Genomic DNA, 25,869 nt, shown 5'->3' on the forward strand with positions numbered 1-25,869 from the left:
TTTATGGCAATATTTAATTTTCAAAAGCCCGATAAAGTTATCATGATCGATTCAACCGATTTTGAAGGTAAATTTGAATTTAGACCTTTGGAACCTGGTTACGGATTGACAGTTGGTAATGCACTTAGAAGAGTTTTGCTTTCAGCATTAGAAGGTTATGCAATTACATCTGTTCGTATCGAAGGTGTAGATCATGAGTTTTCTACTATTTCAGGTGTTGTTGAAGATGTTACCGAAATTATCCTTAATCTAAAACAAGTACGTTTCAAACGTCAGATCGAAGATATCGATAATGAATCAGTTACTATTTCTGTTTCTGGTAAAGATCAATTAACAGCAGGTGATTTTCAGAAATTTATTTCAGGTTTCCAAGTTCTAAATCCAGACCTTGTTATCTGTAACTTAGATTCTAAAATCAAATTGAATTTCGATTTAACTATCGAAAAAGGTAGAGGATACGTGCCTGCTGAAGAGAACAAAAAACAGAATGCTGCAATTGGAACGATTTTTACAGATTCAATTTTTACTCCGGTAAAAAATGTAAAATATGCAATCGAAAATTTCCGTGTAGAGCAAAAAACAGATTACGAAAAATTAGTTTTTGAAATCAAAACTGATGGATCTATTAATCCTAAAGATGCTCTTACTGAAGCTGCTAAAGTTTTAATTCACCATTTCATGTTATTCTCTGACGAAAGAATTACACTTGAGGCTGACGAAATTGCACAAACAGAATCGTATGATGAAGAGTCATTGCATATGAGACAATTGCTTAAAACTAAGCTTGTTGATATGGATTTATCTGTGAGAGCATTAAATTGCTTGAAAGCGGCTGAAGTTGATACACTTGGTGATTTAGTATCGTTCAATAAAAATGACCTAATGAAATTCCGTAATTTTGGTAAAAAATCTTTAACTGAACTTGATGAACTTGTTGCAGTGAAGAATTTAACTTTCGGAATGGATTTAGCTAAATACAAATTAGATAAAGAATAATTTACTTCATATTTTGCTCTCCATGGTGGATTGTAGCAAGATGAAGATAAAAAAAACACGTCATGAGACACGGAAAAAAATTCAACCACTTAAGCAGACAGACTGGACATAGAAAAGCTATGTTAGCTAATATGGCTTGTTCTCTTATTGAGCACAAACGTATTAACACTACTGTTGCTAAAGCTAAAGCGCTTAAACAATTTGTTGAGCCTTTAATCACAAAATCAAAAGAGGATACGACTCACAATCGTCGTATTGTTTTTGCTTACTTACGTAACAAATACGCTGTAACTGATTTGTTCAGAGATGTTGCTGCTAAAGTAGGTGACCGTCCAGGTGGATACACCCGTATCATTAAAGTTGGAAATCGTTTGGGAGATAACGCTGATATGGCGATGATCGAACTTGTTGACTTCAATGAACTTTACAACGGAGGTAAAAAAGAAGTTAAAAAAGCGAAAAGCCGTCGTGGTGGTAAAGCTAAAAAAGCTGAAACTGCTGCTCCTGAAGCCCCTGCTGCTGAATCAGAAACGACTACTGAAGCTTCTGAATAATTATGAAAGTAATCATTCTATAAAGATAAAGGATAAACTAATTTTTAGTTTATCCTTTTTTTTTGATTTTTTTGAAACTGCAAAAATCTAACTTATTTAAAATGATAGGTTTTATTTTTACGAGTGAAAGTTTTAAAAAATCTTGGAAGGGCTATTTTAAAGAAGTAAATTTGCAAAATTCTAATTACACTTAAAACCTTGATTAGGTTTTATAACTTGATTAAAAAAACAATACAAATTAAATAATGAAATACACAACACGACAAAGCGCCATTTTATTACTAAGTGATGGAACAATTTTTCACGGAAAGTCTATCGGTATTAGCGGTAAAACTTTTGGTGAAGTTTGTTTTAATACTGGAATGACAGGATATCAAGAGATTTTCACAGATCCTTCGTATTTTGGTCAAATTATGGTTACTACTAATCCGCATATCGGGAATTACGGTATAAATGATTTAGAAGTTGAATCAGACAGCGTGAAAATTGCTGGTTTAGTTTGTAAAAACTTTAGTTTTAATTATTCTAGGGAAGGTGCTTCAGGAAGTCTAGAGGATTATTTTACAAAACAAAATCTTATTTGTATTTCTGATGTTGATACTCGAGCTCTTGTAAGTTACATTCGCGATAATGGTGCAATGAATGCTGTTATTTGTACAGATGGAACTTCAATTGAAGATCTTAAAAAAGAATTAGCAAATGTTCCAAATATGGAAGGTCTTGAGCTGGCATCAAAAGTGTCTACGAAAGAGCCTTATTTTGTTGGAGATGAAAATGCGACATATAAAATCTCAGCGCTTGATTTGGGAATTAAAAAGAATATTCTAAGAAACTTTGCAAAGAGAGATTGTTATATTAAGGTTTTTCCTTATGACACAACTTATGAAGAATTGAGCGCATTTGATCCAGATGGCTATTTCTTATCAAATGGACCTGGTGACCCAGATCCGTTACATGGAGTAATAGATGTTGCTAAAAAAATCATTGCAGATGATAAGCCTTTGTTTGGAATTTGCTTAGGACATCAGATTATTGCCTTAGCCAATGGGGTTCAGACTTACAAAATGTTTGGTGGACACCGAGGTATTAATCATCCTGTAAAAAATCTTCTTACTGGTAAAGGAGAGATTACTTCTCAAAATCATGGATTTGCTGTAAAAAGAGAAGCTTTAGAAGGTCATCCAGAATTAGAGCTTACACATATACACCTAAATGATGACACTGTTGCTGGAATGAGAATGAAAAATAAGAATTGTTTTTCAGTCCAATATCACCCAGAAGCTAGTCCTGGACCACATGATTCTTCTTATTTATTTGATCAATTTGTGGAGAATATTAAAACTAGCAAAGTCTAAAACGATGTAGTTAATAAATAAACGGGTTTAATGAGTAAAGCTCGTTTATAGTATTAAATATTTTTATAATTTCGGAAAAAAAAATATAATTTATTAATAAAAAACAAAAATAATGAGTATTATAATTAAAGTTCACGCAAGACAAATTCTTGATTCTAGAGGTAATCCTACTATTGAAGTTGATGTAGTAACTGAAAATGGAGTTTTAGGTAGAGCTGCTGTTCCATCTGGAGCATCAACTGGAGAGCACGAAGCTGTTGAATTACGTGATGGAGGTAAAGCTTATCTGGGTAAAGGTGTTTTGAATGCAGTGAATAATGTAAATACTATTATTGCTGAAGAATTAGTTGGAACTTCTGTTTTCGAACAAAACACAATTGACCAATTAATGATTGATTTAGATGGTACTCCAAACAAATCTAAATTAGGTGCAAACGCTATTTTAGGTGTTTCTTTAGCTGCTGCAAAAGCTGCTGCTAACGAGCTTGGATTGCCGTTATACAGATACGTAGGTGGTGTTTCTGCTAATACATTACCAGTTCCAATGATGAACATCATCAACGGAGGTTCTCACTCTGATGCGCCGATCGCATTCCAAGAGTTTATGATTTTCCCGGTAAAAGCAACTTCTTTTACACATGCTATGCAAATGGGAACTGAAATTTTCCACAACTTGAAAAAAGTATTACACGACAGAGGTTTAAGTACTGCAGTAGGTGACGAAGGAGGTTTTGCTCCAAACTTAGCTGGTGGAACTGAAGATGCTTTAGATACTATCAAACTTGCAGTTGAAAAAGCAGGATATTCTTTCGGTGACGAGATTATGATTGCTCTTGACTGTGCTGCTTCTGAGTTTTATGTAAATGGTAAATACGATTACACTAAATTTGAAGGTGAAACTGGAAAAATCAGAACTTCTGCTGAACAAGCTGAATACTTAGCTGAACTTGCGGCTAAATATCCAATTATCTCTATCGAAGACGGTATGTACGAAGATGACTGGGATGGATGGAAAGCTTTAACTGAAAAGATTGGAGATAAAGTACAGTTAGTAGGTGATGATTTATTCGTTACTAATGTTGCTCGTTTATCAACTGGTATTGAAAAAGGAATTGCAAACTCAATTTTAGTAAAAGTAAACCAAATTGGTACTTTAACTGAAACAATTGCTGCTGTAAACATGGCGAAAAACGCTGGATATACATCTGTAATGTCTCACCGTTCTGGAGAAACTGAAGATAATACAATTGCAGACTTAGCGGTAGCTTTAAACTGTGGTCAAATTAAAACAGGTTCTGCTTCTCGTTCAGATCGTATGGCTAAATACAACCAATTATTGAGAATTGAAGAAGAACTAGGAAGTACAGCTTATTTCCCTGGTTTAAATGCTTTTAAAATCAAATAATTCTGCAAATTATATATTGGAAAAAACCATCCGCCGCGGCGGATGGTTTTTTTTTGGACTTTTAACAAATTCATAGCAGTATTCTTTTTTTAATTAGTCTTAAATTCATTAGATTTGATAAATTATTATTTAAAGAATTATTTTCAGTATATTATGTCAAAAATAGCTACATTAGAAATAGATGGTAAAAAGGTTGAGCTTCCAGTAATCACAGGGAGTGAAAACGAATCAGCTATCGATATTAACAAATTACGTGATTTAACAGGTTATATTACACTAGATCCAGGTTATAAGAATTCGGGATCTTGTACAAGTGAAATCACTTTCCTAGATGGAGAAGAAGGAATTTTACGTTACAGAGGATATTCTATCGAAGATCTTGCTGAAAAAGCAAGCTTCCTAGAAGTTTCATATCTTTTGATTTTTGGTGAATTACCTACTGCTGCACAATTAGAAGATTTTGAAAATGGTATTAAAAAACATTCTTTGGTAAACGAAGAAATGAAAAATATCATTGACGGTTTCCCTAAAACAGCTCATCCAATGGGAGTGTTATCTGCTTTAACAAGCGCTTTAACAGCTTTTAACCCTAAAGCAGTTAACGTTGATAACGAAAAAGAAATGTACGAAGCTATTTGTAAAACAATGGCAAAATTTTTAGTGATCGCTACATGGACTTATAGAAAATCTATGGGGTATCCTTTAAATTACTATGATAATACAAAAGGTTATGTAGAAAGCTTTATGCAATTAATGTTTAAATTGCCTACAGGACCTTATGCAGCAAATCCAGTAATCGTAAATGCGTTAGATAAATTATTCATTCTTCACGCAGATCACGAACAAAACTGTTCTACATCTACAGTTAGAATGGTAGGTTCTTCTCATGCTGGTTTATTTGCTTCAGTTTCGGCAGGAGTTTCTGCACTTTGGGGACCACTTCACGGTGGAGCAAACCAAGCGGTACTTGAAATGCTTGAAGAAATTAACAAAGACGGTGGAGATACAGATAAGTTTTTAGCGAAAGCGAAAGATAAAAATGATCCATTCCGTTTAATGGGATTCGGTCACAGAGTTTACAAAAACTTCGATCCAAGAGCTAAAATTATCAAAAAAGCAGCAACAGAAGTATTAGAAACTTTAGGTGTTGAAGATCCGATTTTAGATATTGCAAGAAAATTAGAAAAAGCAGCTCTTGAAGATGAGTACTTCAAGTCAAGAAATTTATATCCAAATGTTGACTTCTATTCTGGAATTATCTACAGAGCTTTAGGAATTCCAACTGATATGTTTACTGTAATGTTTGCAATTGGAAGATTACCAGGCTGGATTGCACAATGGAAAGAAATGCGTGAAAATAAAGAGCCAATCGGAAGACCAAGACAAATTTATACAGGGCATCCTTTAAGAGAATTTAAGTCTAATAAATAAAAAACGAAAGCTTCACTTTACTGTGAAGCTTTTTTTATATTTGCTCAAAATATAATAAAGTTATGTTGCAATTAAATGTAAAGAACGAAACGTCTCGGCTTCGTGCTGTAGTTCTGGGTTCTGCTGTTCATAATGGTCCAACTCCAACTATAGAAGAGGCTTATGACCCTAAATCATTGGAACATATTAAGGCAGGAACTTATCCTGTAGAAAAAGATATGGTTGCTGAAATGGAGGCTTTTAATGCTGTTTTTCAGAAATATGATGTAACTGTTTATCGTCCAGAAATGATTGAAAATTACAATCAGATTTTTGCTCGTGATATTGGATTTGTAATTGACGATGTTTTTGTAAAATCTAATATTCTGCCAGATAGAGAACGCGAATTGGATGCTATTCAATATGTAATTGATCAGATTGATCCGTTAAAAGTAGTTCGTCCTCCAGAAGAAGTTCATATAGAAGGTGGAGATGTTATGCTTTGGAATGATCATATTTTTATTGGGACTTATAAAGGGAGCGATTATAAAGATTACATAACTGCAAGAACAAACATGCATGGCGTAAATTATATTAAATCTTTGTTTCCTAATAAGATTGTAAAGGAATTTGATTTAGTAAAATCAAAATTAGAAGCAAGAGATAATGCATTGCATTTAGACTGCTGTTTTCAGCCAGTAGGAAAAGATAAAGGGATAATCTATAAAAGAGGTTTTAGAGAAGAAGCAGATTATCTTTATCTAGTGAAGCTTTTCGGAAAAGAAAATCTATTTCATATTGAGAGAAACGAAATGTATAATATGTTCTCAAACGTATTTTCGATCGATGAAAATATAGTGGTTTCTGAGAAGAATTTTACGAGATTGAATAACTGGCTTCGTGAAAATGGTTTTACGGTTGAAGAGATTCCATACGCTGAAATTTCGAAACAAGAAGGATTACTAAGATGTTCAACACTTCCATTAATTAGAGACTAAGAATAGTTTTGTTTCAAGTTTTTACAAGACCTGAAACCTGAAACCTGAACAAAAAAATATAAAAATGAAACAAACTACTAATGCTATCGTGATGATTAGGCCAGTTGCATTCAGAATGAATGAACAGACGGCTGTAAATAACTATTATCAAAAAGTATTGGATGGGCTTTTGGCTAGCACAGTTAATGCTAAAGCGCAGCAGGAATTTGATGCTTTTGTAGAAAAGCTAAGAGCGGTTGGTGTTGATGTAACTGTTATTGATGACAATTTAGAGACTGATACTCCAGATAGTATTTTTCCAAACAATTGGGTTTCATTTCATGAAAATGGAGATGTAGCTCTTTATCCAATGTTTGCTGAAAATCGTCGTCAAGAACGTCGAGAAGATATTTTAGATACTTTGGAAGAAAAAGGATTTGAAATTTCTAATATCATGGATTATACTTCTGCAGAAGAAGATGGTATTTTCTTAGAAGGGACAGGGAGCTTATTATTAGACAGAGCAAACGGAAAAGCGTATTGCGCATTATCTCCAAGAGCCGATGAAGAATTGTTTATAGAATTCTGTGAAGATTTTGATTATGCTCCTGTAATTTTTGAAGCTTTTCAAACTGTTGATGGTGAGCGTAAACTGATTTATCACACTAACGTGATGATGTGTTTGGGCGAAACTTTTGCAGTTATTTGCGCAGATTCTATTGATGATAAAAAAGAACGCAAAATGGTTTTGGATAATCTAAAAGAAGATAAGAAAGAGATTATTTTAATTACAGAAGATCAGGTAAATAATTTTGCTGGAAATATGCTTGAAGTTCGTGGGAAAGATGATAAGAGATATATTGTAATGAGTGGTTCTGCACATCAAAGTTTGACTCCAAAACAAATTGCGCAACTGGAAAATCATGCAGAAATTTTAAGTTCAAGTTTAGATACAATCGAAGCTTGTGGAGGAGGAAGCGCCAGATGTATGATGGCAGAAGTTTTCTTGCCAAGAAGTTAAAAGAAAATATTTAGTAAAAAAGAAAGGGATAAAAGTCATTAAGATTTTATCCCTTTCTTTTTTAGAATATGATTTGAGCTAGAAATTTCCTTTAATAATATTAACGATGGCACTTACAATGTATTGAATGCCGATAGAAATAACTATAAAACCAACAATTCTTGAAATAGCAACAATTCCTGATGCTCCTAAAATTCTAGCTAAATAATGTGCGCTTTTTAAAATAGCAAAAATAGCTACAGCAATAGCAAAAATGGCTAATGACGAAATTATGATTTCGTTTATTTGATGATGTTCCTGATAAAAAGCAATTAAAAGAGACATTGATCCTGGCCCGGCAAGCATTGGTATTGCTAATGGTGTAAGAGCAATATCATTTCTGTGTTGTGCCTCATTTTCAATTTTTTTGTTGATCCCTCGTTTTTTATTGAATTTACCAGAGAGTAAAGAAAATCCAGAGTTAACAATTACAATTCCGCCAGCTATTCTTAGGGCGTCTATACTAATGCCGAAAAAAGTTAGAACATATTGGCCAATAAAATAAGAAACCAATAATATAATAAAAACATTAATAGCAGTCCAAAGAGAAATTCGGGATCTTTCTTTTTGCGAATCATGTTGCGTTAATCCGACGAAAATGGGTACTGTTCCTATTGGATTTAATACCGAAAACAATGCGGCAAATAGATAAATGAATAATTCCATATGATATTGGTTAGTGGAGTAAATGTAGTTATTTTTTGATGCTTTTGCATGAAAATATGTTATGATTATGTTTTTATTGGTTATCGATTCTGAATCAAAGATGTAGGACTTAATCATTCTTTTTTGATTACTTTTGCAGTCTAAATAAAAACTATGAAAAGTAAAAAAACATTAGTTATAGGAGCATCTACAAATCCAGAACGTTACTCTTTTAGAGCTGTTAATATGTTGGTTGGTAAAGGGCATTCAGTATTAGCAATTGGACAAAAAGCGGGAGAGGTTGCAGGAGTAAAAATTCAGACTAAGGCAATGCCAGTTAAAAATATCGATACCATTACTTTGTATCTAAATCCTGTTCGTCAAAGAGATTATTATAATTATATTATAGAATCGCATCCTAAACGTGTAATTTTTAATCCAGGAACAGAAAACCCAGAATTCTATCAATTGTTAGAGTCTAATAGTATTGATGTAGAAGTTGCTTGCACCTTAGTTTTGTTAGCTACAAATCAATATTAAACTTTTTAAATATCTTAGAAATAGGTTTGTATAATGCATTTATTTTGGATAGAAAAGAAAGGGGTTTCGTAATAATTTTTAAATATCGTTAAGGCTTGAATTTAATGGTTGTAGTGTAGGCTAAACCATTAAAAGTATTACATTTGTCGTCATGGAATTTTCATCAAAATTAATTGAAAAAGCAGTAAACGAAATGTCGCAATTGCCAGGTATTGGTAAACGTACAGCACTTCGATTGGTTCTTCATTTGTTGAAACAACCTAAGGAACAAACGGCCTTTTTATCGCAAGCATTATTAAATATGCGAGAGGATATTAAATTTTGTGAAAGCTGCCATAATATTTCTGATACTAAAATTTGTGAAATTTGCGCTAATCCAATTAGAAATCACGAGACAATATGTATTGTCGAAGATATTAGAGATGTGATGGCAATAGAAAATACTGGACAGTTTAAAGGAATATATCATGTCCTTGGCGGAAAAATTTCTCCAATTGAAGGAGTTGGCCCCAATCAGTTGAATATTTCTAGTTTGGTGACAAAAGTAAAATCTGGAAATGTAGCGGAGATTATTTTTGCATTAAGCTCAACTATGGAAGGAGATACAACCAATTTTTACATCTATAAGCAAATTGCAGATTCTGATATTATAATTTCAACAATTGCAAGAGGAATATCGGTTGGAGATGAATTGGAATATGCAGACGAAATAACGTTAGGACGAAGTATTTTACACAGAGTCCCTTTTGAGAAGACATTTAAAAATAATTAACCCCCAAATACTAGCTATGTTTCCTGGATGATGAAGGGGGATATAGTTGCAATAAACTGAACGAATGACAAAAAAAAGTTTTTTTCTATTTTTATTAATTTCCACATTATTTACTTCATGTATTCCGATTAAAGATTTAGTTTATCTTCAGGACAAAAATGATTCGGGAGAACAAACAGCAATTTCTGCTGTCGAATCAAAACCATATAGATTACAAGTCAATGATGTTTTAAGTATTAATATAAAAGCAATTGATTCTAAGCTAGTTTCTATTTTTAATACTACAGAAAATCAATCTAGTCAAACTAGTAAATCTGAAGCAGGGTTATACTTTGACGGTTTTACAGTTGATGACCATGGAAATATTAGAATGCCAATTCTCGGAGAAGTAAATGTGATTGGTTATACTCTTGAAGAAGTTCGCGTAAAAATTGAAAAGAAATTACTAGAAGAATATTTTAAAAGTGAGGCTAATATTTTTGTAACTGTTAAATTGGCGGGTTTTAGATATACCATTAACGGAGAAGTTGGAAATACAGGAACAAAAACATTGTTTAAAGAGAATGTAACTATTTTGGAGGCTGTTGCAAATGCAGGTGATATAACAACAGTGGGTAATAGAAAAGAAGTAACAGTAATTCGTCAGACTCCAACAGGTGTGCAAATGCATAATATTGACCTTACTGATGTGAATGTAATGAAATCACCTTATTATTATTTACAGCCGAATGATTATATTTATGTAAAACCATTGAGACAAAAAACTTGGGGAACCGGTCAAACAGGAATACAATCTATTGGGACAATAATTACATTGTTATCTTTAGCTACAACAGTTTACCTAATTATAAAATAAAATAGATTTTAAAAATGTTAGATATTAAAGACTTCGCCATTTTTGAAAATCATTCTCATTTTGATTTTAAAGGGTTTTTGTTGAAAATTGCCAGTTACTGGAAATGGTTTCTTGCCAGTTTGATTATTACTTTTACAATTGCTTATCAGATAAATATTCGTAAAGAAAAAATTTACGAAATGCAGACGATGATTTCTATCAAAGAAGAAAGCAACCCTTTTTTTACGTCAAATACAAGTTTAGTTTTTAATTGGGGAGGAATCTCTGATCAAGTAAATGGAATTTCTACAATTCTTCAGTCAAGATCTCATAATGAATTGGTTGTAGATAAACTTCAGTTTTATATTGATTATTTGCAGCAAGGAAAATACAATTTAATAGACTCTTACGGCGCTGTTCCATTTTATATCGATATTGATAAGACAAAAGGGCAGATTGTAAATTCATTAATTAATATAAAGTTTTTAAATGAAAACGAATATCAAATTCAGATTCCATTTGAAAGCAACTCCGTTTCATTGATTACATATAGCAATAATTCTTATAGCAATACTTCTGTACAGCCTGTAACCTTCATAAAAAAATACAAAGTTGGGGAAACCGTAAATCTCCCGTTTTTGAATTGGAAGCTACAAATAAATGATAATCCAGGTTTTTACAAGGGTAAAGAATATTTTGTCAGATTTAATGATTTTGACGGGACGGTATCTCGATATAAAGGAATAAATGTAGATTCTGGTAAAAGCGGTGGGTCACTGTTGACTTTGTCAATGCAGGGAACAAATAAAACCAGAATGGTTGATTATTTGAATTCTACTGTAAAAATGCTTATCAAAATTCAGCTCGATGGCAAAAATCAATTTGCCACAAATACTATTAGGTTTATTGATAGTACTCTTGTGGCAATGGAATCTCAGCTTAAGCAGACTGGTAACGAACTAAAATCTTTTCAAAAGGATAAGAATATTTATGAAATAGAAGACGGCGGTTCCAGAGTTTCAGAGAAAATAATGGATTTTGATGTTCAAAAAGATCAGTTAACGAGAAAAATAGCTTATTACAATTCGTTAAAATCATATTTAAACGGCAGTGTTGATTATTCGAGATTGCCTGCTCCTTCTGTTGCAGGAATTGAAGATCCAAATATAGTAGCGAATGTTTCTAAACTTATTGCACTTTCTACTCAAAGATCAGAAATGGCTTATGCTGTAAAAAGTGAAAAAATATTTAAAGATTTTGATAATCAAATGGCGGCAGTAAAAAATGTTCTCCAAGAGAATATTGTTACGGCAAAAGCTTCTTTGTTATATGACTTATCTTTGATAAACGCAAAAATTGGTCAAGCTGAAAGTACAGTAAAAAGACTTCCGGCTGAACAGCAAGAGTTATTGAAAATCAAAAGGAAATATGATTTAAATGATAACATCTATACAGAATTTCTTCAAAAAAGAAATGAAGCAGAAATTGTCAGAGCGTCTAACTTGTCAGACATTCATTTTATTGATCCAGCAAAAGATATTGGAGGAGGTTTGATAGGTCCTAAGACTTCTGTAAATTATGTAATGGCTTTATTTTTAGGAATTTTAATTCCTTTACTGTTTGTCCTGGTGATTTTTTTCATTAATAATTCAATTCAGAATACAGAGGATATTAGTAAATTGACTCAAATTCCGTTACTTGGTGTAATTGGGGTTAATAAGGATTCTGGAAGTTTGGCAGTTTTTGATAAGCCAAAATCAGCGCTTTCGGAAGCATTTAGAGGGATTCGATCGTCACTTCAGTTTTTGTACAAAAAACAGCAAGTTAGTGGATCAAAAACATTAATGATTACTTCTTCTATTAGTGGTGAAGGAAAAACATTTTGTTCTATAAATATTGCTACGGTTTTCGCTTTAAGCGAAAAGAAAACGGTAATTGTTGGTTTAGATTTGAGAAAACCCAGATTGGCAGATGAATTTCAAATAAAATCACCTTTGGGTGTTGTCAATTATTTAATAAAACAAAATAATTTAGAGGAAATTACCAATTCGACACCAATTCCAAATTTAGATGTAATTCTTTCTGGACCAATTCCACCAAATCCTTCAGAATTAATTTTAAGTGATGGAATGAAGGAATTGATTGATGAATTGAAACAGAAATATGATTACATAGTTTTGGATACTCCGCCGGTTGGTTTAGTGGCAGATTCATTAGAATTAGTTCAGTTTGCAGATGTAACATTGTATATCGTAAGGCAGAATTATACTAAGAAAGATATGATAACGTTGTTAAATACCAGACTGAAACGTGGTGAGTTAAGCAATGTGAGTATTGTATTGAATGGTTATGAAAATAAAGCTAAATATGGTACTGGTTACGGTTATGGATACGGCTATGGAGCTTATTCGAATGGTTACCATGAAGAAGCTAAAGTTGGATTTTGGAAAGCATTTATAAATCGAGTTAGAAAAAGCTAAATTTAGATAAATGGAAAACAAAATAAAAAATACAATTTTAATTACGGGAGGAGCTGGATTTATAGGTTCAAACTTGACCGAGTATTTTTTAGGTTTAGGCTATAAAGTTGTCTGTTTGGATAATTTTTCCACAGGGCATCGTCATAATTTGAAAGATTTTTTAAGCAATCCTGATTTTAAATTAATCGAAGGTGATATTCGAAATTTAGCAGATTGTAATTTAGCAGTAGAAGGAGTAGATTATGTTTTACATCAAGCTGCTTTAGGTTCTGTTCCAAGGTCAATAAAAGACCCAATTACGACCAATGAAGTAAATGTTTCTGGATTTTTAAATATGCTTACAGCAGCTCGTGATGCTAAAATAAAGCGATTTGTATATGCCGCTAGCTCTTCAACCTATGGAGATTCTCAGGGACTGCCAAAAGTAGAAGATGTTATAGGAAAACCATTGTCTCCTTATGCCATTACTAAGTATGTAAATGAGCTGTATGCGGAAATTTTTAGTAAAACCTATGGTTTAGAAACAATTGGCCTTCGTTATTTTAATGTTTTTGGAAGAAAACAAGACCCTAACGGAGCGTATGCTGCAGTAATACCAAAATTTGTAAAACAGTTTATGAATCATGAAAGTCCTGTAATTAATGGAGATGGAAATTACTCTCGTGATTTTACTTATATCGATAATGTTATTCAGATGAATGAATTGGCAATGACTTCTCAAAATCCAGAAGCCATTAATTCAGTTTACAATACTGCATTTGGTGATAGAAATACATTAAATGATTTGGTTAAATATTTAAAAGAATATTTATCAGAGTTTGATCCGAAAATAAAGGACGTTCAGGTTATTTATGGAGAAAACAGAGCAGGAGATATTCCGCATTCACTGGCGAGCATTGAAAAAGCAAAAAAGATATTAGGGTATAATCCAAAATATTCTTTGCAAGATGGATTGAAAGAAGCTGTGGGATGGTATTGGAATAATTTAAAATAAAAACAGATCAAAATAAAATAGATCAAATGAAAATTACAAAAATTTGCTGCATTGGCGCAGGATATGTTGGTGGGCCAACCATGGCAGTTATAGCACAAAAATGTCCACACATTCAGGTTACAGTTGTTGATTTAAACGAACAAAGAATCGCAGATTGGAATGACCCAAATCCTGAAAATATTCCAATTTATGAACCTGGCTTGTCTGAAATTGTGGCAGAGGCAAGAGGTAGAAATCTCTTTTTTTCTACAGATGTTGATAAAGCAATAGATGAAGCACAAATGATATTTATCTCGGTAAATACTCCAACCAAAACTTATGGTAAAGGGAAAGGAATGGCAGCCGATTTAAAATATATTGAGTTATGCGCAAGACAAATTGCAAGAGTAGCAAAACAAAATAAAATAGTTGTAGAGAAATCAACTTTGCCAGTTAGAACTGCCGAAGCTATCAAAAGTATATTAGATAATACCGGAAACGGTGTTCAGTTTCAAATTTTGTCTAATCCAGAATTTTTAGCAGAAGGTACTGCTGTTACAGATTTGTTAAATCCAGATCGAATTTTAATCGGTGGAGATACTACTCCTGAAGGCGAGGAAGCGATTAACGCTTTAGTAGACGTTTATGCAAATTGGGTAAGCAAAGAAAAGATTTTAACAACAAATGTTTGGTCGTCAGAGTTGTCTAAATTGACTGCAAATGCATTTTTAGCGCAACGAATTTCATCTATTAATGCGATGTCTGAATTATGTGAAAAAACGGGTGCTGATGTCAATGAAGTGGCAAGGGCAATAGGAATGGATAGCAGAATCGGTTCTAAATTTTTAAAAGCTTCTGTTGGATTTGGTGGTTCTTGCTTTCAAAAAGATATTCTGAATTTAGTTTATATAGCAAAGTCATATGGATTAAATGAAGTTGCAGATTATTGGGAACAAGTCATTATTATGAACGATCATCAAAAAAGAAGATTCTCAAATAAAATCGTCCAAACATTATACAATACAGTAGCCGATAAAAAAATTACTTTTTTAGGCTGGGCTTTCAAAAAAGATACAAACGATACAAGAGAATCTGCCGCGATTTATGTAGCTGACGACTTAATAAATGAGCAAGCCAATATTTCTGTTTACGATCCAAAAGTCTCTGAAAATAAGATGTTAAACGATCTTAACTATTTAGAAACAAGAGCAAATGAAGAAAACGTAAAAGCGTTGAATGTCTTTGATAATGCTTATGAGGCTTGTAAGGATGCTCATGCAATTGCAATCTTAACAGAATGGGATGAATTTACTACTTATGACTGGAAAAAGATTTACGATTCTATGCATAAGCCCGCTTTTGTTTTTGACGGAAGAAACATTTTAAATGCTAAAGAATTAGAATCAATCGGTTTTGTTTACAATGGGATAGGTTCGTAAGTTTGTATGATGGTGAAGTAAAAGGATGTGAAAATGTGAAGTAGTAAGGTTTGCTTCGTTATAAATAAAATGATGAATTGGTATGTAGTTTATACAAAACCTAAATGGGAGAAAAAAGTTGCCGATAAGCTTAATCAATTAGGAATTGAATGCTATTGCCCACTTATTACCCAAATTAAGCAATGGTCTGATAGAAAAAAAAAGATTGAAGCTCCGCTTTTTAATTCTTATGTTTTTGTTCAATTGGAAGATTCAGACAGGAATTTAGTTTTTCAGGTTGCCGGAGTTGTAAGATATTTATTTTGGTTAGGGAAGCCCGCAATTGTAAAAGATCAGGAAATCGAAGCGATAAAAAATAGTCTTAAAGCAACAAATATTAGTGAGGTTACTGTTTCCGCGCTTCAAGTGGGAGATAAAATCAAATTAGAATCAGGTGCATTTATTAATCAAAATGCAATTGTTCAAGAAGTTTCTAATAATTATTATACTCTAATCTTGGAAACTTTAGGATGTGTTCTAAAAATAAAATATAAATAACGACGTTATCAAATAAAAATTAACAGAAGAGAAGTCTTTTTTTAGATTTTTTCTTCTGTTTTTTTTATGAAGGAATTATTTACAGCCTGATTAATAATAGATTGTGGTTAAGAGCATTTTATTTAACAATTTGTTGGTGAGTATTACGGGAAACCGTATTGAATAACTAGACTTATTATACTATATTTGCGCGAAAATGATTAATTTAGGCATCTGAGTCAAATATTGTGACTTGGAATGGCGAAGCCGTGAGTTTTTATAAGCCTAAAGAAATTAAGAAAATGGAATTAGATAAAAATATTAAAATTGCAGTTATTGGTTTAGGTTATGTAGGATTGCCTTTGGCTCGATTATTTGCAACAAAATATTCAGTAATTGGTTTTGATATAAATGAGTCTAGAGTCAGTTCTTTGAAATCGGGAACCGATACAACTTTAGAGGTTGAAGATGATGTTTTACAAAAAGTATTGATTACGAATCCTGATGAAGAAGCAGGTCTATATTGTACGACTTCGATAGATGATATTCAGAATTGCAATTATTATATAGTTACTGTACCTACTCCAGTTGATAAAAATAATAGGCCGGATTTAACTCCTCTTTATAAATCTAGCGGAACTGTTGGTAAAGTTCTAAAAAAAGGAGATATCGTTATTTATGAATCAACCGTATATCCTGGTGCGACAGAGGAGCAATGCGTGCCAGTGCTAGAGCAGGTTTCGGGATTAAAATTTAATGAAGATTTTTTTGCAGGATATTCGCCAGAAAGAATAAATCCAGGGGATAAAGAGCATACAGTTGAAAAAATCCTAAAAGTTACCTCTGGTTCAACCCCAGAAATAGGATTAAAAGTAGATGCTTTATATAAGTCCGTAATTATTGCTGGAACACATTTAGCACCAACTATAAAAGTTGCAGAAGCGGCTAAGGTTATTGAAAATTCTCAAAGAGATATTAATATCGCTTTTGTTAATGAATTGGCGAAGATTTTCAATCTAATGAATATTGATACGCAAGAAGTTTTGACAGCGGCGGCAACAAAATGGAATTTTTTGCCATTTAAACCAGGTCTTGTCGGTGGTCATTGTATCGGGGTTGATCCATATTATTTAGCACAAAGGGCCCAAGAATTTGGCTATCATCCTGAAATAATTTTAGCTGGTAGACGTTTGAATGACAGCATGGGAGAATATGTCGCTTCGCAAATAGTGAAGTTAATGATCAAAAAAGGTATTTCTGTTAATGGTGCCGAGTTACTAATGCTCGGAATTACTTTCAAAGAGAATTGCCCAGATGTTCGAAACACTAAAATTGTCGATGTTGTTAAAGCATTAAAAGATTATGGAATTGTTGTAACGATATTTGATCCGCTAGCAGATGTGCATGATGTAAAAAAAGAATATAATTTAGTAACATTAAACTCTGTTCCCAATAATAAATTTGATGCAATAGTTCTAGGAGTTTCGCATGCGGAGTTTTTAAAATTAGAATTTTCAAATTTGCAGAAAGAAAAAAGTTTAATTTATGACGTAAAAGGAGTTTTAGGATCTTTAGCTGATAATAGGCTGTAGATTTTAGCTTCTTTTTTTATTTATAATATATGAATTCAGATAAAACTATTACACATGTTATCCTTACTGGAGGAGTTGGAAGTCGCTTGTGGCCACTGTCTCGTAAAAGTAGACCAAAACAATATCTTGAAATATTTGAAGGGAAATCTTTATTTGAGATGACTGTTGAACGAAATAGCCACTTAGCAAATAAAGTAATGGTTGTGGGTAATGTTGATAATCATCAATTAAGTGGGAAAGTAATGGAAAAAACGAGTACTTCTTATATAAATATTATTGAGGCAACACCGAGAAATACTGCTGCTGCAATTGCTTTCGCCGCATTTGCATCTGAACCTGATGACATTTTAATAATTACTCCTTCAGACCATATTATAGATCAAATGGAGAATTATAACCAAGCCATAAATGAAGCTGTTGCAAAAGCTAATGATGGGTTTATAGTAACTTTTGGTGTTATTCCAACTAAACCAGAAACAGGTTATGGTTATATAGAAGCAGAAGGAGACAATGTAATTTCCTTCCGTGAAAAACCAAACGAAACTACGGCTAAAGAGTTTATTGCAAAAGGAAATTTCTTATGGAACAGTGGAATGTTTTGTTTTAAGGCAAGTGTTCTTTTGGAAGAGTTAAAGAAATTTCAACCTGATGTTTATGAAAAATCAAAAGCAGTGTGGGAAGCAAGTAAAGAAGGATTTTTAGATTTAAATCTGTCTATGGAAATTCCTTCTATCAGTATTGATTATGCAGTAATGGAACGTAGCAAAAAAATTAAAGTTGTTCCTGCTTCTTTTTCATGGTCAGATTTAGGTTCATTTGAATCAGTATATGATTATTTATTTTCAAAAGGACACTCGACAGATTCAGAGGGGAATATGGTTATTGGATGCAATAAACATACAACTTTTTTAGGTTTGAAAAACACTATTTTTGTTTACACTGAAACCGCAAATCTAATTTTGCAAAAAGAAAATTCGCAAGATGTAAAAGATATATATAACGAATTGGAAAAACAAAATTCAGATTTATTAAATTAATAAAAAGCATTTCAGAATGAAAAAAATTCTAATAACTGGTGGTGCTGGTTTTATAGGCTCACATGTTGTAAGACGTTTTGTAAATAAATATTTGGATTACCAAATTTTCAACTTAGATGCATTGACATATGCAGGAAATCTTGAGAATATAAAAGATATTGAAAATAATTCAAATTATACATTTGTAAAAGGTGATATTGTTGACGAAAATTTTGTAAATGAACTTTTTAGTCTTCATAACTTCGATGGCATTTTACATTTAGCAGCAGAATCGCACGTTGATCGTTCAATTGAAGATCCTCTTGCTTTTGTTAAGACAAATGTTATTGGCACTATGAATTTGTTAAATGCGGCTAAGAATCAATGGAAGGATAACTTTGAAGGAAAGAGGTTCTATCATATCAGTACAGATGAAGTATATGGTTCACTAGGCGCCACAGGGTTATTTACTGAAGAAACGCCATATGATCCAAACTCCCCATACTCAGCTTCGAAAGCGAGTTCGGATCATTTTGTCAGAGCTTATGGAGAAACTTACGGTTTGCCATATGTCTTAACTAACTGTTCAAACAATTATGGAGCATATCACTTTCCAGAAAAATTAATTCCACTTTTTATCAATAACATTATTACTAATAAATCTCTACCAGTTTATGGCGATGGAAATTATACCAGAGATTGGTTATTTGTAGAAGATCATGCAATTGCAATAGATTTGGTTTTTCATGAAGGAAAGAATCATGAAACCTATAATATCGGTGGATTTAATGAATGGAAAAATATAGATCTGGTTAAGTTGTTATGTAAAATAATGGATGGAAAATTGGGAAGAGAGGCAGGTGCTTCTGAAAAACTAATTACATATGTTAAAGATAGGCCAGGTCATGACTTACGTTATGCCATAGATGCTTCAAAAATTAATAAAGAGTTAGGATGGAAACCTTCTGTTACTTTTGAAGAAGGATTAGAAAAAACTATAAATTGGTATTTAAATAACCAAGAATGGCTTCAAAATGTTACTTCAGGAGCTTACAAAGATTATTATCAAAAACAATATTCATAAAGATATATTCGGAATAAAATATATTTTAAATTAATTTCTCATTTAATATGAAAAAAATAATATACGTTCTTACTCTTTTTTTTACATTAATTACTTTTAATGCAACTGCACAGGATATAATGAGATCTAAAGATCTAAGTACAGTAAAAGTAGATTATTTATCTGATGATGATTTAGCAAAAATTAGTGCCCAGTTAAAAAGTAACAATGCAACTATTGATCAAGTTGAATCTATGGCTCTATCAAAAGGTATGAGTCAAACAGAATTTAATAAACTTAGAGTCAAACTTAATGAGTATGAAAAGAAGAATACTAAGGATAGTGCTAAAGATAAAAACAAGGATAGTAAATCAAAAACTGGAGAGAAAACTTCAGAGTTTGGAAGGAAACAAGGTGAGATAAAAAATGAGAAAGTAAAAGATTCTTTAAATGCATTAATTTTTGGATCAGAGCTATTTGATAATCCTACTTTAAATTTTGAGCCAGATTTGAATTTGGCTACTCCTATGAATTATATTCTTGGTCCTGGAGATGAATTACAAGTAAGCGTTTATGGGGTTCAAGAATATAATGCTAATATACCCGTAAACGTAGAAGGAAAGATAAGTATAGACTATGTAGGACAAATCTCTGTTTCTGGAATGTCTATTGAGGCTGCTACACAAAAAATAAAAGCGGCAATTGCTAGAGTTTACAGTACAGTTCGTTCTGGCCAATCTCAAGTTAGCATTAGTTTAGGAAAAATACGTACTATAAAAGTAACAATAGTTGGGGGTAAACAACCAGGTAACTATTCTATTTCTTCTTTGGCAACTGTTTACAATGCATTACATTTAGCTGGTGGACCTGGAAAAAATGGAAGTTATAGAAATATTGAATTAATAAGAAATAATAAGGTTTACAAGAATATCGATATTTATAGTTTTTTAGTAAAAGGAGATCAATCTGATAATGTTGCCTTAAAAGAAAATGATGTAATTAGAATTCCTGCCTATAGTCAAAGAGTTACTGTTGAAGGAGAAGTAAAGAGACCCGGAATCTTTGAAATGAAAAAAGGAGAAAAGTTTTCTGATTTATTGAATTTCGCTTCAGGATTTAATGAGTTTGCTTATACAGCTTCAGTAAATGTTTTGCAAAAAACAGGAAAAGAATTTAAAGTGCATGATATTAACGAGAGTGAATATAACACCTATCAGCCTCAATCAGGAGACGTTTTTAGAGTTACAAAGATTTTAAATCGTTTTGAGAATCGAATTAAAATTGAAGGTGCTGTTTTTAGGCCAGATTATTATTCTTTTACAGAGGGAATGAGAATTTCAGATCTTGTCACAAGAGCAGAGGGATTAAAAGAAGACGCATATAGTAAAAGAGCACGAATTATTCGTTTAAAAACAGATTTAACAACAGAAATTGTTAATGTTGATTTAGGTGCTGCCTTGTCGGGAGATTTAAATGCAGATATTGAGTTGAAAAGGGAAGATATAGTTACGGTCTATTCTATTTTAGATTTTAGGGAAGAATACAAGGTTACAATTGATGGCGAAGTAAAAAATCCTGGCGAATATGAATATTTTGAAAATTTAACTTTAAATGATTTAGTTGTTCAGGTTGGTGGATTAACAGGTTCTGCTTCAAAAAGAGTTGAGATCGCGAGAATGATCAAATCTGACGCAATTGATGATGCAGATCCTAAACGTATAGAATTAGTCGAGTTAGAAATTACCGCAGACAATAATGAACAAATTAAAAATTTTGTTTTAAAACCTTTCGATGTTATTAATATTCGTAGAATGGCGGTTTATGAAAAACCCGAAATGGTTAAAGTAAGCGGAGCTGTTACGTATCCGGGAAAATATGTCTTGGCCAACAAAAAGGAAAAAGTTTATAATGTTGTAATGAGAGCTGGAGGATTAACATCTATAGCTAATTTGGATGGTATGAAAATCAAACGACCAATTAAGGAAGAGCAGATTGAGCAATTGGAAAGTATTAATCTAAATTTAGATAAAAAAAATATTTCTGAAGACGAGTCTAAATCTAATTTAACGGGAAAAGATACACTTAAATCTAAATTGTCAAAAAAACTTAGAGATGAGTTAAAATACACAACCATTCCAGTTAATTGGGAGAAAATTGTAAAAGATAAAAATCATTATTCTAATGTAACCTTATTTCCTGGAGATGAAATAGAAGTTGCTGTATACAATGAAGGCGTAAAAGTGACGGGAAATGTTCTACTGACTTCTGAAATTCCATACAGGAGCGGAAAAGGGTTTAAATATTATATTAATTCTGTTGGTGGGGTTGATAATAAAGGATGGAAAAGAAAAGCTTACATCATTTATCCCAATGGTAAAGCGGCTGTAACAACTTCATTTTTATTTTTTAGATCTTATCCTAAAGTAGAACCAGATTCACAAATTGTAGTTCCAGAAAAACCTGAAAGAAAAAAGATGAGTGCTGGCGAATGGGCTGGTCTTGGAACTGCTTTTGCTAGTTTAGCTTTGTTAATTGTAACTGCTTTTAAATAATTATTTCGCATGGATAATTTACAGACACAGAAAGATGAAGTTTCGTTAAAGGAGTTAATTCAAAAAGTAAATGAATGGAAGTCTTATTTATTGCATAAGAAGAAAATTATTGGTTTAGCAGTTTTATTGGGTGCAGTTCTTGGATTAACTTATTCTCTTTTAAAAAAACCATTATATACAGCTACATTAACATTTGCATTGGAAGATGAAAAAACAGGAAGTGGGCTTGGTGGTGCTTTAGGACTAGCTAGCTCATTTGGGATTGATTTAGGAGGAGGAGGAGGAAGCATATTTACAGGGTCAAATTTAACTGAACTTTTTAAATCTCGTTCTATGGTGGAACAAACTTTATTAAGCCCGGTTACCATTGATGGAAAAGTCATTTCACTAGCAGAAATGTATATTCAGAATAATAAATGGAGGACTAGTTGGAGTGATAATCCAAAACTGAAGAAGATAGTTTTTTTGCCGAATGCTGATAGAAAAAAATTTACTAGAGTAAACGATAGTATATTAGGTGTGATTTATCAAAATTTATCTAAAAGTTCATTGTTAGTAGCACAAAAAGATAAAAAAATCTCAATTATTTCAATTGATGTAACTTCTAATAATGAATTGTTTTCACTTTATTTCTGTCAAGCTCTCGCAAAGCAGGTTGGGAAATTTTATATAGATACGAAGAGTAAAAAGGCTCGGATGAATATGGAAATTTTAGAACATCAAGTAGATTCTATACGTTCAGAATTAAATGGCGCTATAACAGGAGTTGCTATTGCTAATGATAATACATTTAATTTGAACCCAGCCTTAAATGTTCGCAGAGCGCCATCAGCTAGAAGACAAGTTGATGTTCAAGCTAATACTGCTATATTGACAGAATTAGTGAAACAAAGTGAATTAGCCAAAGTAACTCTTAGAAAGGAGACTCCTCTAATTCAAGTGATTGACAGACCAATTTTGCCACTGCCTATAGATAGATTTGGAAAAGCAAAAGGAATTCTATTTGGAGGTATTTTAGCTGGATTACTATGCGTAATTGGGTTAACTGTAAAGAAAATCTTGAATGAGTTATAAGCTATTATATAATTATTAGAATAATGAAAATTGGAATTACTTTTAGTGCTTTTGATTTACTGCACGCAGGACATATAAAAATGTTAGAAGAAGCTAAACGGCAATGTGATTATCTGATTGTTGGTTTACAAACGGATCCAACTTTAGACCGTCCCGAGAAAAATAGACCTGCGCAAACTGTAGTAGAAAGATACATACAGCTAAAAGGATGCAAATTTGTTGACGAAATTGTACCCTATGCAACGGAGCAGGATTTAGAAGATATCTTACGATCTTTTAAAATAGACGTTAGGATTGTTGGGGATGAATATAAAGAACAAAATTTTACTGGTAGGATGTATTGTGAAGCTAAAGGCATTGAATTATATTTTAATACGAGAGATCATAGATTTTCTAGTTCAGGTTTAAGGCAAGAAGTACATCAAAAAGAAATGGAAAAAATTAAATAGAATTATTGTAAGTTTCATAACTATATTGTGAACTTGAAATTCGCAATTAAAAGAAAATTAAGCTTTTGGCGAGATTTTTAGCTATAAAATTTAGGATGGGATTCCAAAAAAAAATAATATGAATACTAATATTAAAATTTATATTGCAGGTCACAAAGGGATGGTAGGAAGTGCTATTTGGCGATCTTTAGAGGCAAAAGGATATCAAAATCTTATCGGCAGATCTAGTGCTGAATTAGATTTAAGAAACTATCAAGATGTTGCCACTTTTTTGAATATTGAAAAGCCTGACGTTGTAATCGATGCTGCTGCAAGAGTAGGAGGAATATTAGCAAATAATAACTATCCATATCAATTCATTATGGAGAATTTGCAGATTCAAAATAATCTTATGGATTCGGCTCTTAAATCTGGAGTAGAAAAATTTATTTTTTTAGGAAGCTCCTGTATTTATCCTAAGTTAGCCCCGCAACCTTTGAAAGAAGAATATTTACTGACAGATACTCTTGAACCCACAAATGAATGGTATGCAATAGCTAAAATTGCTGGTATAAAAGTTTGTGAAGCTATTAAAAAACAGTTTTCAAAAGATTATGTTAGTCTAATGCCGACAAATTTGTATGGAACGCATGATAATTTTGATTTGAATACTTCGCATGTTTTACCGGCAATGATCCGAAAATTTCATGAAGCGAAATTAAACAACCATGAATCTGTTACACTATGGGGTACAGGAACGCCAATGCGCGAATTTTTATTTGTGGATGATATGGCTGAAGCTGTTGTTTTTGCCTTAGAAAATAGATTACCTGACAGTTTATATAATGTGGGAACTGGAGTAGATTTAACAATAAAGGACTTAGCAGAAATTATCCAAAATATTGTAGGCCATAATGGAGATATTATTTGGGATACCACAAAACCTGACGGGACTCCTCGTAAATTAATGGATGTTTCTAAAATGCATGCATTGGGATGGCAACATCAAGTGAAGTTTGAAGAAGGCATTAGAAAAACTTATAATTGGTTTTTGGAAAATATTGACAATATTAAAAAAGTAACGATTTAAAAAAAATCATTTGATAATATAATATGAAAATAGCTTTAATTACAGGTATAACGGGTCAAGATGGATCATATTTAGCAGAGCTTTTGTTGGAAAAAGGATATATGGTGCACGGTGTGAAACGTAGAGCATCATCATTTAATACACAACGTATTGATCATTTATACCAAGATCAGCACGAGTCAAATGTGAATTTTAAATTACATTATGGTGATTTGACAGATTCTACTAACATTATTAGAATTATACAAGAAGTACAGCCCGATGAAATCTATAATCTGGGAGCAATGTCTCATGTTAAAGTTTCTTTTGACTCACCTGAATATGTTGCTAATGTTGATGGTATTGGAACACTAAGAATTTTAGAAGCAGTTCGTATTTTGGGATTAGAGAAAAAAACCAGAATTTATCAGGCCTCAACATCCGAATTATATGGAGGTCTCCCTGAAAACAAAAACGAAAGAGGGTTTTATGATGAAAATTCTCCGTTTTATCCACGCTCACCTTATGGTGCAGCTAAGATTTATGGTTTTTGGATTACAAAAAACTATCGTGAAGCTTATAATATGTTTGCTTGCAATGGTATATTGTTTAATCACGAATCTCCTAGACGAGGAGAAACTTTCGTTACTCGTAAAATCACCATGGCCACTGCGGCAATTGCAAAAGGAAAGCAAGATTGTCTATATTTAGGGAATTTGAATGCTCTTAGGGACTGGGGGCATGCAAAAGATTACGTAGAAGCAATGTGGAGAATTCTTCAACAGGAAAAACCTGAAGATTTTGTTATAGCTACAGGAGTAACAACTTCTGTTCGTGATTTTGTACGTATGGCATTTAAAGAAGTCGGTATTGAATTAGTATTTGAAGGTGAAAATGAAAATGAAATAGGAAAAGTAATTTCTTGTGATGATCCTCAGTATCAATTAGAGATTGGAAGAAAAGTTGTATCAGTAGACCCAGAATATTATCGTCCAACAGAGGTGGATCTTTTAATTGGAGATCCTACAAAATCTAAAACAAAATTGGGGTGGGAACCACAATATGATTTAAAAGCTCTTGTAAAAGAAATGATTCAAAGTGATCTAAAATTGTTCTAA

At 32.4% G+C, this 25,869-nt stretch carries 23 protein-coding genes; 22 read left to right on the top strand and 1 reads right to left on the bottom strand.

What is annotated here, in order from left to right:
• The first annotated feature begins 3 nt into the window (after positions 1 to 3).
• The 7 genes from FF52_RS07550 to ctlX all read left to right on the top strand — a co-directional run bounded on the left by FF52_RS07550 (position 4) and on the right by ctlX (position 7,718).
• On the top strand, positions 4 to 996 hold the full coding sequence (locus FF52_RS07550; RefSeq protein WP_008464329.1) for a DNA-directed RNA polymerase subunit alpha: 993 nt from the start codon (positions 4 to 6) through the stop codon (positions 994 to 996).
• A gap of 62 nt (positions 997 to 1,058) precedes the next feature.
• The gene (gene rplQ, locus FF52_RS07555) at positions 1,059 to 1,550 is read left to right on the top strand and encodes a 50S ribosomal protein L17 (protein ID WP_008464331.1); all 492 of its coding nucleotides are present in this window, start codon (positions 1,059 to 1,061) and stop codon (positions 1,548 to 1,550) included.
• Between the two features lie 245 nt (positions 1,551 to 1,795).
• The gene (carA, locus tag FF52_RS07560) at positions 1,796 to 2,905 is read left to right on the top strand and encodes a glutamine-hydrolyzing carbamoyl-phosphate synthase small subunit (protein WP_008464334.1); all 1,110 of its coding nucleotides are present in this window, start codon (positions 1,796 to 1,798) and stop codon (positions 2,903 to 2,905) included.
• 112 nt (positions 2,906 to 3,017) lie between these two features.
• The gene (gene eno / locus FF52_RS07565; protein WP_008464336.1) at positions 3,018 to 4,310 is read left to right on the top strand and encodes a phosphopyruvate hydratase; all 1,293 of its coding nucleotides are present in this window, start codon (positions 3,018 to 3,020) and stop codon (positions 4,308 to 4,310) included.
• Positions 4,311 to 4,463: 153 nt separating this feature from the next.
• Positions 4,464 to 5,741, top strand: a complete 1,278-nt coding sequence (locus FF52_RS07570) for a citrate synthase (RefSeq protein ID WP_008464338.1) — start codon at positions 4,464 to 4,466, stop codon at positions 5,739 to 5,741.
• Positions 5,742 to 5,803: 62 nt separating this feature from the next.
• Positions 5,804 to 6,718, top strand: a complete 915-nt coding sequence (locus FF52_RS07575; RefSeq protein ID WP_008464340.1) for a dimethylarginine dimethylaminohydrolase family protein — start codon at positions 5,804 to 5,806, stop codon at positions 6,716 to 6,718.
• Positions 6,719 to 6,782: 64 nt separating this feature from the next.
• On the top strand, positions 6,783 to 7,718 hold the full coding sequence (ctlX, locus tag FF52_RS07580; protein ID WP_008464343.1) for a citrulline utilization hydrolase CtlX: 936 nt from the start codon (positions 6,783 to 6,785) through the stop codon (positions 7,716 to 7,718).
• Positions 7,719 to 7,796: 78 nt separating this feature from the next.
• Here ctlX and FF52_RS07585 read toward each other — a convergent pair whose 3' ends face one another.
• Positions 7,797 to 8,423, bottom strand: coding sequence for a MarC family NAAT transporter (locus FF52_RS07585; protein WP_008464345.1), 627 nt, complete (start codon positions 8,421 to 8,423; stop codon positions 7,797 to 7,799).
• Positions 8,424 to 8,576: 153 nt separating this feature from the next.
• On the opposite strand from FF52_RS07585, the gene FF52_RS07590 reads away from it, so the two are divergent.
• The 15 genes from FF52_RS07590 to gmd all read left to right on the top strand — a co-directional run bounded on the left by FF52_RS07590 (position 8,577) and on the right by gmd (position 25,869).
• Complete coding sequence (locus FF52_RS07590) at positions 8,577 to 8,942, top strand: CoA-binding protein (protein WP_008464347.1); 366 nt, start codon at positions 8,577 to 8,579, stop codon at positions 8,940 to 8,942.
• Between the two features lie 151 nt (positions 8,943 to 9,093).
• The gene (gene recR / locus FF52_RS07595; protein WP_008464349.1) at positions 9,094 to 9,714 is read left to right on the top strand and encodes a recombination mediator RecR; all 621 of its coding nucleotides are present in this window, start codon (positions 9,094 to 9,096) and stop codon (positions 9,712 to 9,714) included.
• Between the two features lie 64 nt (positions 9,715 to 9,778).
• Positions 9,779 to 10,570 carry a polysaccharide biosynthesis/export family protein gene (locus tag FF52_RS07600; RefSeq protein WP_008464351.1) on the top strand — a complete coding sequence of 264 codons (792 nt, stop codon included), beginning with the start codon at positions 9,779 to 9,781 and terminating at the stop codon, positions 10,568 to 10,570.
• Positions 10,571 to 10,584: 14 nt separating this feature from the next.
• Positions 10,585 to 13,029: a polysaccharide biosynthesis tyrosine autokinase gene (locus FF52_RS07605; protein WP_008464352.1), complete on the top strand. Its 2,445-nt coding sequence runs from the start codon at positions 10,585 to 10,587 to the stop codon at positions 13,027 to 13,029.
• A 10-nt stretch (positions 13,030 to 13,039) separates the two neighbouring features.
• The gene (locus tag FF52_RS07610) at positions 13,040 to 14,023 is read left to right on the top strand and encodes an SDR family oxidoreductase (RefSeq protein WP_008464353.1); all 984 of its coding nucleotides are present in this window, start codon (positions 13,040 to 13,042) and stop codon (positions 14,021 to 14,023) included.
• A 26-nt stretch (positions 14,024 to 14,049) separates the two neighbouring features.
• On the top strand, positions 14,050 to 15,441 hold the full coding sequence (locus FF52_RS07615; RefSeq protein WP_008464356.1) for a UDP-glucose 6-dehydrogenase: 1,392 nt from the start codon (positions 14,050 to 14,052) through the stop codon (positions 15,439 to 15,441).
• A gap of 72 nt (positions 15,442 to 15,513) precedes the next feature.
• Positions 15,514 to 15,978 (top strand): UpxY family transcription antiterminator, encoded by a 465-nt coding sequence (locus tag FF52_RS07620; protein ID WP_008464358.1) that lies wholly within the window; start codon positions 15,514 to 15,516, stop codon positions 15,976 to 15,978.
• A gap of 281 nt (positions 15,979 to 16,259) precedes the next feature.
• The gene (locus FF52_RS07625) at positions 16,260 to 17,549 is read left to right on the top strand and encodes a nucleotide sugar dehydrogenase (protein ID WP_035691125.1); all 1,290 of its coding nucleotides are present in this window, start codon (positions 16,260 to 16,262) and stop codon (positions 17,547 to 17,549) included.
• A 29-nt stretch (positions 17,550 to 17,578) separates the two neighbouring features.
• The gene (locus FF52_RS07630; RefSeq protein ID WP_008464362.1) at positions 17,579 to 18,586 is read left to right on the top strand and encodes a mannose-1-phosphate guanylyltransferase; all 1,008 of its coding nucleotides are present in this window, start codon (positions 17,579 to 17,581) and stop codon (positions 18,584 to 18,586) included.
• 16 nt (positions 18,587 to 18,602) lie between these two features.
• On the top strand, positions 18,603 to 19,649 hold the full coding sequence (gene rfbB, locus FF52_RS07635) for a dTDP-glucose 4,6-dehydratase (RefSeq protein ID WP_008464364.1): 1,047 nt from the start codon (positions 18,603 to 18,605) through the stop codon (positions 19,647 to 19,649).
• A 47-nt stretch (positions 19,650 to 19,696) separates the two neighbouring features.
• Positions 19,697 to 22,180, top strand: a complete 2,484-nt coding sequence (locus FF52_RS07640; RefSeq protein WP_008464366.1) for an SLBB domain-containing protein — start codon at positions 19,697 to 19,699, stop codon at positions 22,178 to 22,180.
• A 9-nt stretch (positions 22,181 to 22,189) separates the two neighbouring features.
• Complete coding sequence (locus FF52_RS07645) at positions 22,190 to 23,254, top strand: Wzz/FepE/Etk N-terminal domain-containing protein (RefSeq protein ID WP_008464368.1); 1,065 nt, start codon at positions 22,190 to 22,192, stop codon at positions 23,252 to 23,254.
• 23 nt (positions 23,255 to 23,277) lie between these two features.
• Entirely contained in the window at positions 23,278 to 23,703 is a 426-nt protein-coding gene (locus FF52_RS07650; protein ID WP_008464371.1) for an adenylyltransferase/cytidyltransferase family protein, read from the top strand.
• 118 nt (positions 23,704 to 23,821) lie between these two features.
• Positions 23,822 to 24,772 (top strand): GDP-L-fucose synthase family protein, encoded by a 951-nt coding sequence (locus FF52_RS07655; protein ID WP_008464372.1) that lies wholly within the window; start codon positions 23,822 to 23,824, stop codon positions 24,770 to 24,772.
• Positions 24,773 to 24,795: 23 nt separating this feature from the next.
• Complete coding sequence (gene gmd, locus FF52_RS07660; RefSeq protein WP_008464375.1) at positions 24,796 to 25,869, top strand: GDP-mannose 4,6-dehydratase; 1,074 nt, start codon at positions 24,796 to 24,798, stop codon at positions 25,867 to 25,869.

Origin of the sequence: Flavobacterium sp. F52 (genome assembly GCF_000278705.1) — a bacterium.
GTDB classification, from domain to species: domain Bacteria; phylum Bacteroidota; class Bacteroidia; order Flavobacteriales; family Flavobacteriaceae; genus Flavobacterium; species Flavobacterium anhuiense.

What these genes read in the sequence shown, in the direction of transcription:
- FF52_RS07575 (WP_008464340.1), top strand. Translation starts at nt 5,804, where the DNA reads ATGTTGCAATTAAATGTAAAGAACGAAACGTCTCGGCTTCGTGCTGTA.
- FF52_RS07620 (WP_008464358.1), top strand. Translation starts at nt 15,514, where the DNA reads ATGAATTGGTATGTAGTTTATACAAAACCTAAATGGGAGAAAAAAGTT.
- FF52_RS07600 (WP_008464351.1), top strand. Translation starts at nt 9,779, where the DNA reads ATGACAAAAAAAAGTTTTTTTCTATTTTTATTAATTTCCACATTATTT.
- ctlX (WP_008464343.1), top strand. Translation starts at nt 6,783, where the DNA reads ATGAAACAAACTACTAATGCTATCGTGATGATTAGGCCAGTTGCATTC.
- FF52_RS07615 (WP_008464356.1), top strand. Translation starts at nt 14,050, where the DNA reads ATGAAAATTACAAAAATTTGCTGCATTGGCGCAGGATATGTTGGTGGG.
- carA (WP_008464334.1), top strand. Translation starts at nt 1,796, where the DNA reads ATGAAATACACAACACGACAAAGCGCCATTTTATTACTAAGTGATGGA.
- FF52_RS07640 (WP_008464366.1), top strand. Translation starts at nt 19,697, where the DNA reads ATGAAAAAAATAATATACGTTCTTACTCTTTTTTTTACATTAATTACT.
- FF52_RS07645 (WP_008464368.1), top strand. Translation starts at nt 22,190, where the DNA reads ATGGATAATTTACAGACACAGAAAGATGAAGTTTCGTTAAAGGAGTTA.
- rplQ (WP_008464331.1), top strand. Translation starts at nt 1,059, where the DNA reads ATGAGACACGGAAAAAAATTCAACCACTTAAGCAGACAGACTGGACAT.
- recR (WP_008464349.1), top strand. Translation starts at nt 9,094, where the DNA reads ATGGAATTTTCATCAAAATTAATTGAAAAAGCAGTAAACGAAATGTCG.
- FF52_RS07570 (WP_008464338.1), top strand. Translation starts at nt 4,464, where the DNA reads ATGTCAAAAATAGCTACATTAGAAATAGATGGTAAAAAGGTTGAGCTT.
- FF52_RS07585 (WP_008464345.1), bottom strand. Translation starts at nt 8,423, where the DNA reads ATGGAATTATTCATTTATCTATTTGCCGCATTGTTTTCGGTATTAAAT.
- FF52_RS07590 (WP_008464347.1), top strand. Translation starts at nt 8,577, where the DNA reads ATGAAAAGTAAAAAAACATTAGTTATAGGAGCATCTACAAATCCAGAA.
- FF52_RS07605 (WP_008464352.1), top strand. Translation starts at nt 10,585, where the DNA reads ATGTTAGATATTAAAGACTTCGCCATTTTTGAAAATCATTCTCATTTT.
- FF52_RS07650 (WP_008464371.1), top strand. Translation starts at nt 23,278, where the DNA reads ATGAAAATTGGAATTACTTTTAGTGCTTTTGATTTACTGCACGCAGGA.
- eno (WP_008464336.1), top strand. Translation starts at nt 3,018, where the DNA reads ATGAGTATTATAATTAAAGTTCACGCAAGACAAATTCTTGATTCTAGA.
- FF52_RS07630 (WP_008464362.1), top strand. Translation starts at nt 17,579, where the DNA reads ATGAATTCAGATAAAACTATTACACATGTTATCCTTACTGGAGGAGTT.
- gmd (WP_008464375.1), top strand. Translation starts at nt 24,796, where the DNA reads ATGAAAATAGCTTTAATTACAGGTATAACGGGTCAAGATGGATCATAT.
- FF52_RS07655 (WP_008464372.1), top strand. Translation starts at nt 23,822, where the DNA reads ATGAATACTAATATTAAAATTTATATTGCAGGTCACAAAGGGATGGTA.
- FF52_RS07625 (WP_035691125.1), top strand. Translation starts at nt 16,260, where the DNA reads ATGGAATTAGATAAAAATATTAAAATTGCAGTTATTGGTTTAGGTTAT.
- FF52_RS07550 (WP_008464329.1), top strand. Translation starts at nt 4, where the DNA reads ATGGCAATATTTAATTTTCAAAAGCCCGATAAAGTTATCATGATCGAT.
- rfbB (WP_008464364.1), top strand. Translation starts at nt 18,603, where the DNA reads ATGAAAAAAATTCTAATAACTGGTGGTGCTGGTTTTATAGGCTCACAT.
- FF52_RS07610 (WP_008464353.1), top strand. Translation starts at nt 13,040, where the DNA reads ATGGAAAACAAAATAAAAAATACAATTTTAATTACGGGAGGAGCTGGA.